Origin of the sequence: Chitinophaga sp. 22308 (assembly GCF_052045305.1) — a bacterium.
Lineage (GTDB): Bacteria > Bacteroidota > Bacteroidia > Chitinophagales > Chitinophagaceae > Chitinophaga > Chitinophaga varians_A.
This window is the reverse complement of the sequence record NZ_JBQEOP010000001.1, coordinates 262,269-279,379: the sequence shown is the minus strand read 5'-3', so window position 1 is coordinate 279,379 and position 17,111 is coordinate 262,269. Positions and strand designations below refer to the sequence as shown.

Here is a 17,111-nt window from a genome sequence, read left to right as displayed (position 1 = left end):
TGGGTTTTTTAGAAATTCCTTAAAAAAATATTATACATTTATCCGGCAAAATTTCACTGTAACTTAACACGTTTATGGCTCAGCAAACAAAGCAAGGCGCACAAAGTACACACCCGTCGTTTTTTGTGCTAATATTGGTGTTCTTTTTCTGGGGTTTCCTGGCTGCATCGAACAGTATATTTATCCCTTTCTGCAAATCTCATTTTAACCTTACCCAACTTGAATCTCAGCTGATTGACTTCTCCTTTTACAGCGCCTACTTTATCGGCTCTCTCATCCTGTATCTGGCATCTGCGGCAAGAAAAGTGGACATCCTTAATAAAATAGGATATAAGAAGGGTATTATTTACGGTTTATTAATCTCTGTACTGGGGTCCGCTATCATGATCCCCTGCGTCAACAAAGAAAAGATCGTTCCCATTCAGGAAACCCTGAGCGATATCAGCAGTTTCCAGGTGGAACAACAACTGCAAACATCTGACCGCCAGGTGAAAATCCGCCGCGAAAAAGAAAAAGACACTTACGCGCTGCTGATCTCCGGTAATGAAGCGGCCGACAAATACATTAACAACCCGCATCTCCTTGCAGAAATACCGCAGGGATTCACCAAAGACGAAGAGCATCATCAATACGCCGGCATCTTCCATAAATCCAGCCTGGAGAAAGTGATCAACGCCCTGTCTGCCGACCACCAGCAAACAGTTACCTTCGGTTACTTTGCCCTGATCCTGATGGCCCTCTTTATTGTGGCGCTTGGTTTCTCCCTGCAACAAACAGCGGCCAACCCGTTTGCCATCCTGCTGGGCGACCCTGCCAAAGGCGCTCACCGCCTCAACCTCGCCGGCGGTATCAACTCCTTCGGTACTACCATCGGCCCCATCATCGTGAGCATGCTGCTGTTCGGCAACATCAAGGGCGGCGATGTCAGCACAGACATCAGCAAAATCAACACACTGTATATCCTGCTTATCGTACTGTTCCTCGTTGCTGCAGCCATCTTCGCTTTTGTGAAAATGCCGGAAAGCCAGGACGACGAAGTATTCGAAACTTCGCCCAAAGCTACGAAGTCCATCATCGGCATCACCCTCATGTTTATCCTGATCCTCCTCGGACTGTTCCTGAAATATGAACTGCCTTTCTTCGTGGCTGGTATCGTAGGTATCATCGGTATCCTCTTCTTTGCCAAAATGGCTTCTGCCGGTGGCAGCGAAGGATGGGGCGCCATGAAATATCCGCAGCTTACCCTGGGCATGCTGGCCATCTTTATTTATGTGGGCGTGGAAGTGACCATCGCCAGCAACCTCGGCGCACTGCTGAAACATCCGGGCTTCCTCACACCGAAAGGTCTGGCGGAATCTGAACTGGACCCGTACGTGTCGCTCTTCTGGGGCAGTATGATGATCGGCCGCTGGACAGGCGCCATCAGCGTATTCAATGTATCCAAAACCACCCGTAAAATACTGTGCGTGATCGTGCCTTTTGTTGCCTATGGCGTGATCCTCGGTGCCAATGTGATCAAAGGCAACGACGTGAGCGGACTGTATCCATATGCCATCTGTATCGCTATCCAGATCATCGGTTTCTTCGCCGGTCAGGATAAACCAGCCAAAACCCTCATGATATTTGGTTTGCTGGGCGTAGGCACTGTACTGGTAGGTCTTTTCACCAGCGGTTCACTGGCCACTTTCGCTTTCATCAGCGGCGGCCTGTTCTGCTCCGTAATGTGGCCCAGCATATTCGCCCTCTCTATCGGCGGCCTGGGCAAATACACCGGTCAGGGCTCTGCTTTCCTGATCATGATGATCCTCGGCGGCTCTCTCGTACCTCCGGTACAGGGCGGTCTGGCAGACATCCCAAGCATCGGCATCCACGCCTCTTATGTTATTCCGGCGCTGTGCTTTGCTTATCTTGCATTTTTTGCATTCAGAGTTAAAAACATATTAAAATCTCAAGGAATCGATTATGAGTCAGCAACTAGTGGTGGGCATTGATATCGGAGGGACTAATACCAAATTCGGCATTGTAGATCGCAGAGGTAATATTTTGTGTGATGGTCGTATGTTAACGAATAAACATGAAGATGTAAACTGCTTTCTGGATGAACTTCACCAACAGTTATCTGGTTTGATAGCACAGGTAGGAGGAATCGAAAATATCAAAGGTATTGGCGTTGGCGCTCCCAACGGCAACTATTACAATGGTAATATTGAATATGCTCCGAACCTGCGCTGGAAAGGCGTAGTTCCCTTAGCCAGCCTGCTCGAGAAAAAATTCGGGCTACCGGCTGTATTAACCAATGATGCCAACGCTGCCGCCCTGGGCGAACTGATCTACGGCGCAGCACGCGGCATGAAAGACTTTATCGTGATCACCCTCGGCACCGGCGTAGGCAGCGGTATTGTTGCCAACGGACAGCTGATCTATGGTCACGATGGTTTTGCCGGCGAACTGGGTCACATCATCGTGATCCCTGGTGGCCGTTACCACCCGGGCACCGGCGCCTACGGCTCCCTTGAAGCCTACGCTTCCGCTACCGGCGTTACCAACACCGCGATCGAATTCCTCGCCACCCGGCCGGACGTGCCCAGCATGATGCGCGAGCACACCAAAGAGGAAATCAATTCCAAACTGATCTACGAAGCTGCCATGAAAGGCGATCCGCTGGCCATGGAAGTATACGAGTTCACCGGCCAGATACTGGGTGCCGCCCTGGCCAACTTCGTGATGTTCTCCAGCCCTGAAGCCATCATCCTCTTTGGTGGCCTCACTCAGGCAGGCGATGTGATCATGAAACCGGTAAGAGAGCACATGGAAAAAAATCTGCTGCCCATCTTCCAGAATAAAGTTAAATTGCTGTTCTCTGAACTGAAGGAAAGCGACGCCGCCATCCTCGGTGCCAGCGCCCTGGCCTGGGAAATGAAAGACTAGCCCATGGCTATCTGACAGCTAATAAAAATAATATGAAAAATAGAAGAAGTTTTCTGAAAACAGCGGCCCTTGGTGCCGCTGTTTTCTCTTTAGACAGTGTAACAGCTACGGCTGCACGCGCGCAGGCCAAAGCGCCTGTAAAAGGAAAACCCATCGTGCTCTCCACCTGGGATTTTGGTCGTGCTGCCAATGAAGCCGCATGGGAAATTCTTAAAAAAGGCGGTCGCGCCCTCGATGCCGTAGAAGCCGGCGTACGCGTGCCTGAAGCCGATCCCAATAACCACACCGTAGGCTACTCCGGTTATCCCGACCGCGACGGCCGCGTGACCCTCGACGCCTGTATCATGGACGAACACGGCAACGCCGGCTCCGTGGCTGCACTCGAACATGTCACCCACGCCATCTCCGTGGCACGCCTCGTCATGGAAAAAACGCCACATGTGATGCTGGTCGGCGACGGTGCCCTGCAATTCGCACTGGCCAACGGTTTCCAAAAAGAAAACCTGCTCACGCCGGAAGCGGAGAAAGCCTGGAAAGAATGGCTCAAAACATCCGAATACAAACCGGTCATCAACATAGAAAACAAATCGTACTCACCCACCAACGGCGCTACGGCCTTCAATCCGCTAATGCTGCCGGGGAACGTGTACAACCACGATACTATCGGCATGGTGGCCATGGACGCGGAAGGCAACCTCTCCGGCGCCTGCACTACCAGTGGTATGGCCTTCAAACTCCACGGCCGCGTGGGAGACTCCCCCATCATCGGCGCCGGCCTCTATGTGGATAACGAAATAGGCGCCGCCACCAGCACCGGCGTCGGCGAAGAAGTGATTAAAATCGTCGGCAGCCACCTCGTCGTGGAACTGATGCGCCAGGGATATCCACCGGAGAAAGCCTGTAAAGAAGCCGTAGAGCGCATCGTGAAAAGAAGCCCTTCCAAAGCAAAGGAAATACAGGTAGGCTTCCTTGCCCTCAATAAAAAAGGACAATACGGCGCTTATTGCCTCCAGAAAGGATTCAGCTATGCTGTGCTCAGCAAGGATGTGAACAACACGCTGATAGACGGGAAACACCATTTTTAACCGGAATTACAAATTATGAATTACGAATTACGAATGAAACAGTAATTCGTAATTCATAATTCGCAATTCGTAATTGTCATGACATGTCTTTTGTCCTCGAAATATGTGCGGCCTCTGTTGCTTCCTGCATCGCAGCCGAAGAAGGAGGCGCCAGCCGCATTGAACTGTGCGATAACCTGCTGGAAGGCGGCACCACCCCCAGTTACGCTACCATCGCGGTGGCCCGCGAAAAAGTCAAAATAGACCTCTATCCTATCATACGCCCCAGAGGCGGCGATTTCCTCTACTCCGACCTGGAATTTGAAGTGATGAAAAAAGATATCGTCCTCTGCAAAGAACTCGGCTGTAATGGCGTCGTAATCGGTATCCTTACGCCGGACGGGCGGGTCGACAAAAAACGCTGCAAAGAACTGGTAGACCTGGCATGGCCGATGGGCGTCACTTTCCATCGTGCTTTCGACATGACCGACAACCCGTTTGAAGCACTGGAAGATATCATCGGGATCGGTTGTGAGCGCATACTCACCTCCGGCGCCCGCAATACCGCCGTGGAAGGGGCATCCCTGCTGAAAGACCTGGTGGAACGCGCCAACGACCGCATCGCCATCATGGCCGGCTCCGGCGTCAGGGCCAATAACATCGCAGACCTGGTCAAAACCACCGGCGTAACAGAATTCCATACCACCGCGAAAGCCTATGAAGAAAGCGGCATGGTGTACCGTAATCCCAATGTCAGCATGGGCGGCATTCCCGGCGTACCTGAATACGGCATCTCCCAGACTCAACGCCAGGAAGTATTATTAATTCGTGAAAGAGGGGAAAAAGCCTTGCAGGAGATCAACCAGTAGTCTATATTAGCAGAGAATATACAATATATGCTGCACGGCCTCTGTACGGCCGTGCAAGCCTTTTAAAAGTGAACAACGAAATGAAAAAACTGATCATCGCAACCGGACTGTTGCTGGGCGGTCTATTCGCGCAGGCACAGGTCAAAGGCGTAAAACATGTCATCCTGATAGGCATGGACGGCTTTGGCGCTTATTGTTTTCCGAAAGTGGACAATCCCAACATGAAACAGCTGATGAAAGAAGGCGCCTGGACACTGCAGGCACGCAGCGTACTTCCCTCCTCTTCCGCTGTCAACTGGGCTTCCATGGTGATGGGCGCCGGACCGGAAATACACGGCTATACCGAATGGGACAGCCGTAAACCCGAACTGCCGTCCCGCACACTCGATCAATACGGCATGTTCCCTTCTATCTACACCATCCTGCGCGAACAAAAACCCAAAGCGGAAATTGGCGTGATCTACAGCTGGGAAGGAATCGGGTACCTCTTCCCCAAAGCGGCGGTCAATAAGGACCTTGGCACCAAAGACAATGACAGTCTGGCTACCGAAGCATCTGTAGCCTATATCAAAGAGAAAAAACCGGACTTCCTTTTTATACATTTTGATCAGCCGGACGGTGTTGGGCACAATATTGGTCACAATATCCAGCCTTACTTCGACCAGGTGAAAAAGAACGATGAACTGCTGGGCAAAATCCTGCAGGCTGTCAAAGATGCCGGCATCTGGGATAACACCATTATCCTCCTCACTGCCGATCATGGCGGTATCAAAAAAGGCCACGGCGGCAAAACCATGGAAGAAATGCAGATTCCCTGGATTATCCGCGGCCCGGGCGTAAAGGCAAACAAAGAGCTTGGCACCAGTGTTGTTACGTACGATACCGCTGCCACCATCGCCTGGATCTTTGGCTTGAAAACACCACAGGTATGGACCGGAAGACCTGTAACTGAAGCTTTTAAATGATTTTCGATTTTTTGATTTTCGGATGTTGGGATTTATTTGATGATTTGTTATTGAATCCCGAAATCCGTAAATCAAAAAATCGAAAATCCCTAAATCATATATGTTATGAAAAGATTGCTGCTCGTCACCGTCGTTTGTCTGACAGGATTATCACTCACAGCCCAGGTGCAAAAAGTGAAAGTACTGACCTACAACATCCATCACGGTGAAAACATGAAAGGCCTGCTCGACCTTCAGGGGATTGCCAACGTGATCCTCGCTACCAATCCGGACCTGGTAGCCCTGCAGGAAGTCGACAGTGCTACCCAACGCACTAAAAACACCGACCAGCTTAAAGAACTGGCAGCGATCACCGGCATGTACACCTACTTTGCCAAAGCAATGAACTTCGATGGCGGTGGCTATGGCACCGGTATCCTCTCCCGCTTCCCTATCACGGAAGCCATTACGCTTCCTTTGCCTTCTGTCACGAAGGAAGAAGTGGAGCCGAGAGTGGCCGGCATCATCACCGTAAAACTGCCTGGCGACAGCCTGCTGCACTTTGTCAGCGCCCACCTCGATGCAGAAAAGCCCGCGGCCAATCGTATCGCACAGGCCAACCAGCTGGCGGCATACTTTAAGGAAACAAAAACACCTGTCATCCTCGCCGGCGACTTTAACGCGCTTCCCGCCAGTAAAGAAATAAAAACACTGAAAAAGATATTCACTGACGCTACCCAACAGATGGGGCCTACCTTCCCTGCCGACTCTCCACGCGTAAAGCTGGACTATATCATGGTCCACCCGCAAAACCGCTGGAATGTCACCGGGGCAAGGATCATCGAAGAAGCGGTAGCTTCCGACCACCGCCCCGTGCTCAGTGAACTGGAACTGAAATAACTATCATCGAAATGCTAAAAGTGTCAATGAAAAAATTGTTCTACCTGTGCCTTCTGGGTGGCGCCGCCGCCCTGGGCAGCTGCTCCGGCTCCCGCCATGCAGATGCGCCCAAAGGAAAAGTAAGCATCATCCCGATGCCGGCCAGCATAACAGAAAAACAGGATTCATTCCTGCTCGACAAACACACCGTGATTGTCGCTACCGGCGAAGCTGACCGCAAAACAGCGGCCCTCTTCAATGCCTGGCTGAAGGAATTCACCGGTTATGAACTGGATATCAAAGAAACAGGCGACAGAAACGCCATTACCCTGCATACCGGCAACGACAGCACTAACGCCGAAGGTTATACGCTGAATGTGGACAACAAGGGCGTGACCATCAACGGTAACAGCGGCGCAGGCACTTTTTACGGCATACAGTCGCTCATCCAGCTGCTGCCCGTACAAAAGGCTGATGCCATGTACATCCCCGGCGTCAGCATCACCGATGCTCCCCGCTTCGCCTACCGTGGCCTCCACCTCGATGTGGGCCGTCACTTCTTCCCGGTGGAATTCATCAAAAAATATATCGATCTGCTGGCGATGCACAAATACAACACCTTCCACTGGCACCTCACGGAAGACCAGGGCTGGCGCATCGAGATCAAAAAATATCCGCGCCTGCAGGAAGTGGCCTCCAAACGTAAAGAGACCATGGCCGGACATTACACCGAGAACAACCAACAATATGACGGAAAGCCCTATGGTGGCTTCTATACACAGGAGCAGGTGAAAGAAGTGGTGAAATATGCCACTGATCACTTTGTGACCGTCATCCCTGAAATAGAAATGCCCGGCCACGCGCTGGCTGCCCTCACCGCCTATCCCAACCTGGGCTGTACCGGCGGGCCCTACGCTGTAGGCACCCGCTGGGGCGTGTATGACGACGTGTATTGCGCCGGCAACGACAGCGTGTACGCCTTCCTTCAGGATGTGCTGGACGAAGTACTGCCGCTGTTCCCCAGCAAATACATCCACATCGGAGGCGATGAATGCCCCAAAGTGCGCTGGGAAAAATGCCCTAAATGCCAGGCCCGCATGAAACAGGAAGGCCTGAAAGACGCTCATGCCCTGCAGAGCTACTTCATACAGCGCATGGAAAAATACCTGAACAGCAAAGGCCGTCAGATTATCGGCTGGGACGAAATCCTGGAAGGAGGCCTCGCCCCTAACGCCACCGTCATGAGTTGGCGCGGCATTGAAGGCGGTATCGCCGCCGCAAAACAGCATCACGATGTGATCATGACGCCAGGCAGCTACTGCTACTTTGACCATTACCAGTCACAGGGCCACAACGAACCACTCGCAATCGGCGGCTACACCCCTGTCAGCAAAGTATACAGCTACGAACCCGTGCCCGCAGAGCTGAGCAAGGAAGAAGCTAAATACATCAAAGGCGCACAGGCCAACCTGTGGACCGAATACATCGCCAATACCGATTACCTCGAGTACATGGTGTATCCCCGCGCTTCCGCACTGGCAGAAGTATTGTGGACGCCGGCCGGCAAACGCAACTACGATAACTTCGTGGACAGGCTTAAAGTACATGTAAAACGCCTCGACCAGAAGAAAGTGAACTACGCCAAACATGTGTTTGAAGTGACAGGCGCCGTGACCGACAATAAAAAAGGCGGCGTAGAAGTAAAGCTCGACAGCAAGCTGGATGGCGGCAAAATCGTGTACACCCTCGACAGCACCGCTCCTTCCCTGCAGTCAAAAGCCTACAGCGGCCCAGTGCAGATACAGCAGTCAGGTACCCTGCGGGCGCAGGTATTCGAAGGCGACAAACCTTTCGGTAATGAATACAGCCAGCATTTCATCTTCCACAAAGCACTGGGCAAAAAGGTGACGCTCGCAGCACCGCCCAGCAAGGATTATGATCCGGGCAGCAGCTTCGCGCTGGTAAATGGCATTGAAGGCATCGCTTCCTATAATGACGGCCAATGGTTTGGCTACAACGGCAAAAACATGGAAGCCGTGGTGGAACTGGACAGCATCCAGGACATCCGCCTGGTAGGCCTGAACACGCTGAACCTGCGGGCCAACTGGATATATCCTCCCAAACAGGTCACCTTCTCCGTTTCAGAAGATGGCAAGACCTATAAAGAGATATATAAACAAACTGCCTTCAATCAAACCGGTATCAACCAGGTACGAGGCAAGGTAGAGGCCCGTGGCCGTTTCGTGAAACTCAGCGCTGCCAACTTCGGTACTATTCCTGCCGGAGGAGAAGGCGCCGGTAACCCGGCCTGGCTCTTTGTAGATGAAATGATCATACAATAGTTGTCCCCCCGGGGCTTCAGCCCCGGGAAAATAAATTTAAATTAAATAAGAGCTAAATTTTAGCGAACATTAGCAGTATTTTATTTAATTTTCCGGCTCGTTTTTAAACCGCATCTAATCAAAAACGTTTACAAATGACGATTAATCATCAGGAAATCGAACTGATTGACAGCTTTGAGCAAATTGCTGTGGAAATCCACCCTTCTGCCAAAGAGGGTTCCAAAGCAGTAGCGCAGGAAATAGCCGCGTTAATTCGCGAAAAGGCGGCTGCCAATCAAAAATGCGTACTGGGCATGGCTACAGGCTCCACCCCTAAATATCTCTACGCCGAATTAGTTCGTCTGCACAAGGAGGAAGGACTGAGCTTCAAAAATGTGATCACCTTTAACCTCGACGAATATTATCCCATAGAGCCGGATGCGCTGCAGAGCTACAACCGCTTTATGAAAGAACATCTCTTCAATCACATCGATATCCCGGAAGGACAGTACCATATTCCTGATGGCACTATACCGAAAGATCAGATCAAAAAATATTGCGCTGATTACGACAAACGTATTGAAGACGCCGGTGGTATCGACATCCAGATCCTGGGTATCGGTAACAACGGCCACATTGGTTTCAACGAGCCGGGTTCCAACATTAACTCGCACACCCGCCTGGTAACGCTGGACAACAGCACCCGTCTGGCTAACGCCTACGAGTTCCCTAATATGAGCCAGGTGCCTCGTCTGGCCATCACCATGGGCCTGAGCACCATCTTCAAAGCCAAAAAGGTTATCCTGATGGCATGGGGCTCCCACAAAGCTAAAATCGTTTGCCGCTCAGTAGAAGGCCACAGCTCAGACCAGGTGCCTGCCTCCCTGCTGCAACAGCACCCTAACTGCACATTCGTGATCGATGAACAGGCTTCTGCCGAGCTTACCCGCTTCAAAGAACCCTGGCTCACCGGCGACTGCGAATGGACACCCAATCTGATCCGCAAAGCCGTGACCAGTCTGGCCCTGAAGCTGAACAAGCCCATCCTGATGCTCACAGACAAAGACTATAACGAAAACGGTCTCAACGATCTGATCGTACAATACGGTTCTGCCTATGAGCTCAATATCAAAGAATTCAACGCTATCCGCGATACCATTACCGGCTGGCCTGGCGGCAAACCCGGTCCTCAGTTGCCTAACCATCCTGAGCGCTCCGAGCCTGCCAAAAAACGCGTGCTGATCTTCTCTCCGCACCCGGACGATGACATCATCTCCATGGGCGGTACCTTTATCCGTCTGCACGAACAAGGCCACGACGTGCACGTAGCCTACCAGACTTCCGGCAACATCGCCGTTACCGACGAGTTCCTGCTCCGTTTCATCGATTTCGCCGTAGGTTTCGAAGGCATGTTCGATATTGATAAAAGCAAAAGCTCCCAGATCCTGGATGAAGCCAAAGCCTTTATCCGCGGTAAAAAACCAAGCCAGAAGGATACGCCGGAAAACCGTGCTATCAAAGGCCTGATCCGCCGTTGTGAAGCCAAAGCCACCTGCCGTTACGTAGGTATCGCAGAAGAAAACGCCCACTTCATGAACCTGCCGTTCTACGAAACAGGTCTCGTGGAAAAGAAACCAATGGGTGAAGAAGATATCCAGCTGACAGTAGACCTGCTCCGCAAAATAAAACCTCACCAGATCTATTGCGCCGGTGACCTCGCCGATCCGCATGGTACCCACAAAGTATGCCTGGACATCATCTTCGCGGCCCTCGACAGGCTGAAACACGAAGAGTGGATGAAGGACTGCTGGGTATGGCTCTACAAAGGCGCATGGCAGGAATGGGATATCCACGAAATCGAAATGGCGGTACCCATGAGCCCCGACCAGGTGCTTCAGAAACGCCTCGGTATCTTCATCCACCAGAGCCAGAAAGACGTGGTGCCTTTCCAGGGTACCGACCTGCGCGAATTCTGGCAACGTGCGGAAGACCGCAACGCCAACACCGCTAACCTGTACGACCAGCTGGGCCTGCAGAAATACTCCGCGATGGAAGCGTTTGTACGTTACCACTTCATGTAATACCGTACTCTCCATAAAAAGCGAAGACCATCACCGGATGATGGTCTTCGCTTTTTTATTATCTGGTGTAACACGAAAAATACTACATTTACGACATGGATCTAACCCGTGCAATCGCTATTGCCACTGAGGCCCACCAGGGCCAGGTGGACAAATATGGCCAGCCTTACATCACCCATGTGCTCCGTGTCATGCAAATGGGACGTACCAACGAAGAGAAAATCGTTGGTGTATTACATGATGTAGTGGAAGACAGTCCATGGACCTTTGAAGACCTTGCCCGTGAAGGCCTGGCGCCCCACCTGCTGGAAGCGCTTCGCTGCGTCACCAAAACATCTGAAGAAGAGGATTACGAACATTTTGTAAACCGTACCCTGCAAAACCGTTTGGCCGCTACCGTTAAGCTCAACGATCTGACAGACAACATGGACATACGCCGGATGACGACCGTGCAGGACAAAGATGTTACCCGGCTGAACAAGTACCTGAACGCGTACCGCAAGATCGCTGCAGCGCTTATCCAGGAGAAATAATTTAAATACCTTTCCGATTAAACCATTAAATTACAGTATAAACGAAAAGCCATCAATGGAAAACGATATCCTCATTGACTTCCGGTTTATTGCCAAAGAGAAACCCCGCTTCAGCGAACTGTTCCTGATTACCGGGGAAGAACATCCGAAGTTTCCCGCCCGAAGCCAGACCTTTGCCCAACTGGCCCCGCTCGGATTTGAGCAGCTGGACGACTTTTTTGGTATCCTGAATGACGAAGAAACCGGAGACGACGTTCTGATCTGGCTTTTCCCGATGTTTAACGGCGAAGAAGTATTTCACAACAGCGGCCCTTTTGACGCTATCCGGCTTTCCTACAGCGCGCTGCGTAATGCACCGGCCAACATCACCCTCCTGGAGACATGCTTTAACGCCATTAAAGCACTCCCCGATGTGGAAGTCCGCTTTGAAGATGCAAAAATCACCAGCTTCGATGCCGTACAGAAAAAAAATGATGAAATAGTGGCCCACTGGCGCGCCAACAACATCGAACCAGGTTCCGATGAAAGCCTCCTGATCGAAGAAGATGAAGATGACTGGGACGAAGACGAAGACTGGGACGAAAGCGAAGAGTGGGAAGATGATACCGAGACCAAGAAAAAGTAATAACTTATTGATACAAAGCAGGCTTACAGCCTGCTTTTTTTATTCATATATTTTCGTACATTAGAGCATTACCTATACCACCACAACACACTGCCAACGATGAATAACAAAGCCAACACCAAAGGCCCGGCTACGCTGTTAATTGTAGCCTGTTTTGTGCTGATACTGCTCATTTCCGGCATCCCGTCCACCCGCCGGCTCAGTAAAGCCAGTTGCAAACCCGTTACCGGCCAGGTAACAACAATCACCAAGAGCTCGCCCGGTTACGTTATCCATCTCAAAAATGACCCAAGGATCTACTATATCAAACCCGCTTCCCTGCCATCGGCCACTATGAGCAGCCTGGAACAACAACTGCAGGGCCGCCCGGTGCAACTGTTCACCTCCTCTGCATGGTCGCCCCTCGATCCTTTCTCCAGCATGAAGGAAATCCGCCGGCTTCAGATAGGCGACAACGTTATCTTCTCCGAATACTGATATCAGGACAAACGACGAAAGTCAAAATGCCGGGCAATGATATAGTCGCTGCCCAGGAATAATACTTCCTTTACCTCACCGTGTAGGTGCGGCTTATGATTTCCTATAATGGACCAATGTATTCCATGCCGTTCCAGACTGGCGGTATAAGCTTCCAACAATGGCACAGGGCCACTGGAAAGCAAGCCGGCAGGGCTGTTCAGCACTCCTGAAAAATGATTAAACCGAGACCAGCCTCCTGTTTGTTCCTCATGTACCCGCAATAAATCAATAGTCAATGCTGATACATCAGCCGCTGTTCCGGAAAAATACAAGCTCGCATGCTCCATAGAATATTCCCATAACAAAGGATGGTCATCTTTACAAAACAAAGTCTCGAAATAGCGCTGGGTAAATCCTCCCCGCACATATCCATCAATCACTATCTCCCACTCCTGTGTGAGCGGATCTGAAAATCCAACAGCGATGGCTATGGTGATAACAGGATTTTCGGTTGTAAAATCCACTTTCATCAGCTGAAAACGATAAGCATCTTCTGCTTCCCAATCCAGTAAACTCAATAATTCCACAGGTATCAACGTTAAAAATTTTTATCCGCGTAAAATTATCCAATTCCATCACACCACCGGACATTAAACCGCGATTGGATAATTTTAACTATCTTAGGCTCCTGTGTACCAATCAATTATGAAGAATTTTTGTTATTTGGCGCTGGTGATGTTGTTGTTTGCCTGCCATTCAGATAAACACAGCAGGTTTGGTAATGAAGACGAAACCACTACCGGTGCTGCCACCACAACTGCCAAAAAGAAACCTGCCAACAAAAAGCTCGCTGCCAGCGTTGGCGCGGCTGTCATCGGGGAAAGAGTATCTCCCGGTACGGTCATCCGCTCCGGTCCAAAAGGCGATGTCATCGCCACCCTCAACGACTATATACCGGTCCACTGCGCCCCGGCGAAAGACGGCTGGTACCCTGTCAGCGTAGATATTGACATCACCTCCACGGAATATACAAAACCGCTGTTCCGCAAAGGCCGCAAACTGAAAGTCAACGGTACCGACGCCGGTGTGCTGGAAAAAGATATACGCCTCCCCGTAGCCACCAACGGCGAAAGAATGTGGGCTAACCTCAGCGGCTATACGGAAAAGAAAAACATCCGCGGCGGTACCGTCATAGAAACCGCGCTGATCAACTATCTCCGGGAACACAAAGATCACCGGGAAGAAGATATGCAACCCTTTATCCGCAATTTTAAACTGGAGGAAGATAAAACCCTGCGCCCCTATACGCTGTATTTCAACTACGAAAGCGGTATCGATGATCCCAGTCCGCTGTACCGGCTGGTACTGGTTTGTCAGGGCAAACAACTGATCGGCGTGATTCATTCCCGTCCTCTCGAATTGCCTGGCACCACCACTCGCAGGCTGCAACGCAACTTTGCCATACAATACTTCAGCGGTATTGAAAAGAGCCTCCAGGAAGATTTTGCAGGCAAGTTCAATAAATTTATCCTTTCTGTGGATTAATCAAGGTCATAACTATAAGTTATGGAAGATCACTTTTGACCATTTGACTCCGGCAGCAAATGAACAGACCTTTGTGTCTGAAAAATCAATGCTGCCATGCAATTACAAAAGACAGGACATACACACAAAGACCTTCCTTTAGCTAAAATTATATTTATCGCTGCAGCAGCCGCCACGCTGCTGCCAGTGGTACAACCACCCATTGCCCTGCTGCTCGGGCTGGCGCTTGCACAAACCACCGGCAACCCTTTCGCGCACATCACCCCTAAAATAACCCATTGGCTGCTACAGCTGTCTGTAATAGGACTGGGCTTCGGCATGAACGTGCATGCGGCCTTACAGGCCGGTAAAGCCGGTTTCCTGTTCACGGTGGTCTCCATTACCGGCACACTGTTGCTGGGGCTTATCACCGGCAGACTGCTGAAAATCGAAAAGCCGACTTCCCACCTGATTGCCTGTGGCACAGCCATCTGCGGTGGCAGCGCTATTGCCGCCATTTCCCCGGTGATCAAAGCAGGGGAAAAACAGATCTCTGTGGCGCTGGGCATCGTGTTCCTGCTCAACTCCCTCGCCCTGTTTGTATTTCCCGCGGTAGGACATTGGTTAAACCTCTCCCAGCAACAGTTTGGTATGTGGAGCGCTATTGCCATCCACGACACCAGTTCTGTAGTGGGCGCCGCCAATAAATACGGCGAAACCGCCCTACAAATAGCCACCACCGTTAAGCTCTCCCGCGCCCTCTGGATCATGCCTGTGGCTTTTATTACCACCCTGCTTTTCCGGAACAGCAACGGTAAAATAAAAATCCCCTGGTTCATTGGCCTGTTCCTGCTGGCTATGGTACTCAATACCTGGGTGCCGGCTGTCAGTACCGTTGGGCCTTTGCTGGTACACAGCGCCAAAACCGCCCTGTCCCTCACCCTCTTCCTGATCGGTACAGGCCTTACCCGGCAGGCTTTCCGGGGCATCGGCTGGCAGCCGCTGTTACAGGGTGTTTTGCTCTGGGTATGTATCAGTGTTGGCGCCCTGATCGCAATCCTCCAATTGGTGGGATAATAAGGGGGTGATTTTCCCGGACTCAAATTGATTATTTTACAATATATTTGATATCCAAGTCAAGTGAAAAATAACCAATAGACGACCGAGATCTCCCCGAAGAACTATTCACCACACCACCAAGTTAAAGTCCTTATGAGTAAGGCGCCATCTACCAGGTCCGGAACCTACATGGCTGTATTCCGGGCCATTGAGAGTACCAAACCAGCTGAAGAGCGGCTATTTCATGATCCGTACGCAGCGGCCTTTTTATCAGGTTACCATCAGACGCTGGTCTCCGGTTGCCGTATTCCGTTTTTCCGGAAACTGCTGGCAGCCTATATCCAGCTACGATGGCCCGGCACGCACACCGCCGCCATCGCCCGTACCAAACTGATAGATGATATGGTGGTACAGGCGGTCCGCGAAGAAGGGATCAATCAGATCATCATCCTTAGCGCCACCTTCGATACCAGGGCATACCGTCTTAATATCGATAAACCGGTCAGTTTTGTTGAGGTAGACCATCCGGACACACAAAGCTTCAAACGGACACGTCTCTGGGAACTGATCCAGTCACCAGCTGTACATCCGGATTATGTGAAACTGGATATGAACAAAGAACTTCTCGCCGACGTCATCTCCCCTTATTTTGTCAACCAGCGGCATTACAACAAAACGCTCTTTCTCTGGGAAAATCTCACCACACATCTGGAAGCCCGTCACGCTGAAGCTATGTTCGGCTTTATCCGCAGCTTTCCTTCCGGCACACAGGTAATCGTCACCTACCCTGACAAGGCCGTACTGGAAAACCCAAAACAGTACCGCGGCTTCTCCCGGATCAACGACACCCTGCGCCGTGCCGGAGAAAACTGGGACTATGGCCTCGACCCGCGAAACATCACTGCGTTTATGCATGAACGTAATATGATCGTCCGCTATGACGGCGGCGCCGATAAGTACCGTCAGCAATATTTTGGTGAGAAAAGCAAAAAGATGAAAGGCTACGAATACTTCAGGGTCGTGAAAAGCGAGCTGAGATAACCATCTCTCCGCTGGTAAATTCGGGTTGCCAAACTTCAGGATTGCAACGTATCTTCGGGTAACCATTTACCAGCACTAACCATGCATATCCACTATTTTCAACACGTGCCTTTTGAAGGCCTGGCCAGCATTGCAGACTGGATAACCCAGAGAGGGCATACTACCAGTCATACCCGCTGGTATGATGACGGTCCTGATATCAGCGGACTGGAAGAAGCGGAGCTGCTGATCATTGTAGGAGGCACCATGGGCGTATATGAACCATATCCGTGGATACCGACCGAGACGAAGCTCATCCAAAAAGCGATAGACAGCGGAAAGAAAATACTGGGCATATGCCTCGGAGCACAGCTACTGGCCCACGCACTGGGCGCTAATGTATACCCGCAAAAACAACCTGAAATAGGCTGGTTCCCAATAGACATCACGTTCCAGGAACAGGCCGCACCATTGGAAAAAGTGCTGCCTCACCACCTCAATACCTTCCATTTCCATGGCGACACCTTCGATATACCCACCGGCGCCACCCGCTTCGCCGCATCGGCCGCATGCAGCAACCAGGCGTTCATATACGGCAACCGTGTCATCGGACTGCAGTTTCATATGGAAATGAACAGCGTGGCCATCCTGGAGATATTGCGCAACTGCTTCAGCGTTTTTAAACATCATGCGCCCTTCGTGCAGCAACCGGAGAAAATAGAACAATACCTGCACCTGGCCAACGAAAATAATCAAACCATGTTCCGGCTGCTGGACTACCTGGCCGGACTATAAAAATAGACGA

15 protein-coding genes and 1 pseudogene are annotated in these 17,111 nt (G+C 51.0%); 15 read left to right on the top strand and 1 reads right to left on the bottom strand.

Annotated elements, in window-relative coordinates; genetic code table 11:
* Nucleotides 1-74 precede the first annotated feature (74 nt).
* From ACTJJS_RS01145 to ACTJJS_RS01095, 11 genes and pseudogenes are all read left to right on the top strand, one after another.
* The gene (locus ACTJJS_RS01145; RefSeq protein WP_440662090.1) at nucleotides 75-1,991 is read left to right on the top strand and encodes an MFS transporter; all 1,917 of its coding nucleotides are present in this window, start codon (nucleotides 75-77) and stop codon (nucleotides 1,989-1,991) included.
* Nucleotides 1,963-2,928, top strand: coding sequence for an ROK family protein (locus ACTJJS_RS01140; RefSeq protein WP_168869699.1), 966 nt, complete (start codon nucleotides 1,963-1,965; stop codon nucleotides 2,926-2,928). The genes ACTJJS_RS01145 and ACTJJS_RS01140 overlap by 29 nt, the downstream gene beginning before the upstream one ends.
* A 32-nt stretch (nucleotides 2,929-2,960) precedes the next feature.
* The gene (locus ACTJJS_RS01135; RefSeq protein WP_168869700.1) at nucleotides 2,961-4,013 is read left to right on the top strand and encodes a N(4)-(beta-N-acetylglucosaminyl)-L-asparaginase; all 1,053 of its coding nucleotides are present in this window, start codon (nucleotides 2,961-2,963) and stop codon (nucleotides 4,011-4,013) included.
* Between the two features lie 83 nt (nucleotides 4,014-4,096).
* Complete coding sequence (locus tag ACTJJS_RS01130; protein ID WP_168869701.1) at nucleotides 4,097-4,861, top strand: copper homeostasis protein CutC; 765 nt, start codon at nucleotides 4,097-4,099, stop codon at nucleotides 4,859-4,861.
* An 80-nt stretch (nucleotides 4,862-4,941) separates the two neighbouring features.
* Nucleotides 4,942-5,826: an alkaline phosphatase gene (locus tag ACTJJS_RS01125; RefSeq protein ID WP_168869702.1), complete on the top strand. Its 885-nt coding sequence runs from the start codon at nucleotides 4,942-4,944 to the stop codon at nucleotides 5,824-5,826.
* 105 nt (nucleotides 5,827-5,931) lie between these two features.
* A complete protein-coding gene (locus tag ACTJJS_RS01120) occupies nucleotides 5,932-6,705 on the top strand; it encodes an endonuclease/exonuclease/phosphatase family protein (protein WP_168869703.1) in 774 nt (257 codons plus the stop codon).
* 26 nt (nucleotides 6,706-6,731) lie between these two features.
* Nucleotides 6,732-9,026 carry a beta-N-acetylhexosaminidase gene (locus ACTJJS_RS01115; protein ID WP_440662089.1) on the top strand — a complete coding sequence of 765 codons (2,295 nt, stop codon included), beginning with the start codon at nucleotides 6,732-6,734 and terminating at the stop codon, nucleotides 9,024-9,026.
* A 128-nt stretch (nucleotides 9,027-9,154) separates the two neighbouring features.
* Nucleotides 9,155-11,086, top strand: a pseudogene (nagB, locus tag ACTJJS_RS01110) (glucosamine-6-phosphate deaminase); the annotation flags it as partial.
* A 95-nt stretch (nucleotides 11,087-11,181) separates the two neighbouring features.
* Nucleotides 11,182-11,619 carry a phosphohydrolase gene (locus tag ACTJJS_RS01105; protein WP_440662088.1) on the top strand — a complete coding sequence of 146 codons (438 nt, stop codon included), beginning with the start codon at nucleotides 11,182-11,184 and terminating at the stop codon, nucleotides 11,617-11,619.
* A gap of 55 nt (nucleotides 11,620-11,674) precedes the next feature.
* Nucleotides 11,675-12,244, top strand: coding sequence for a hypothetical protein (locus ACTJJS_RS01100; protein WP_168868725.1), 570 nt, complete (start codon nucleotides 11,675-11,677; stop codon nucleotides 12,242-12,244).
* Nucleotides 12,245-12,343: 99 nt separating this feature from the next.
* A complete protein-coding gene (locus tag ACTJJS_RS01095; RefSeq protein WP_440662087.1) occupies nucleotides 12,344-12,721 on the top strand; it encodes a hypothetical protein in 378 nt (125 codons plus the stop codon).
* Between the two features lie 2 nt (nucleotides 12,722-12,723).
* On the opposite strand, the gene ACTJJS_RS01090 is transcribed toward ACTJJS_RS01095, so the two are convergent.
* Nucleotides 12,724-13,290 carry a hypothetical protein gene (locus ACTJJS_RS01090; RefSeq protein WP_440662086.1) on the bottom strand — a complete coding sequence of 189 codons (567 nt, stop codon included), beginning with the start codon at nucleotides 13,288-13,290 and terminating at the stop codon, nucleotides 12,724-12,726.
* Between the two features lie 118 nt (nucleotides 13,291-13,408).
* Between ACTJJS_RS01090 and ACTJJS_RS01085 the strand changes: the two genes are divergently transcribed.
* The 4 genes from ACTJJS_RS01085 to ACTJJS_RS01070 all read left to right on the top strand — a co-directional run bounded on the left by ACTJJS_RS01085 (nucleotide 13,409) and on the right by ACTJJS_RS01070 (nucleotide 17,101).
* Nucleotides 13,409-14,248 carry a hypothetical protein gene (locus ACTJJS_RS01085; protein WP_168869709.1) on the top strand — a complete coding sequence of 280 codons (840 nt, stop codon included), beginning with the start codon at nucleotides 13,409-13,411 and terminating at the stop codon, nucleotides 14,246-14,248.
* 96 nt (nucleotides 14,249-14,344) lie between these two features.
* Nucleotides 14,345-15,304 carry a YeiH family protein gene (locus ACTJJS_RS01080; RefSeq protein WP_440662085.1) on the top strand — a complete coding sequence of 320 codons (960 nt, stop codon included), beginning with the start codon at nucleotides 14,345-14,347 and terminating at the stop codon, nucleotides 15,302-15,304.
* A 135-nt stretch (nucleotides 15,305-15,439) separates the two neighbouring features.
* Nucleotides 15,440-16,327 carry a class I SAM-dependent methyltransferase gene (locus ACTJJS_RS01075; protein WP_168869711.1) on the top strand — a complete coding sequence of 296 codons (888 nt, stop codon included), beginning with the start codon at nucleotides 15,440-15,442 and terminating at the stop codon, nucleotides 16,325-16,327.
* An 81-nt stretch (nucleotides 16,328-16,408) separates the two neighbouring features.
* On the top strand, nucleotides 16,409-17,101 hold the full coding sequence (locus ACTJJS_RS01070; protein ID WP_440662084.1) for a type 1 glutamine amidotransferase: 693 nt from the start codon (nucleotides 16,409-16,411) through the stop codon (nucleotides 17,099-17,101).
* The last annotated feature ends 10 nt before the right edge of the window (nucleotides 17,102-17,111 follow it).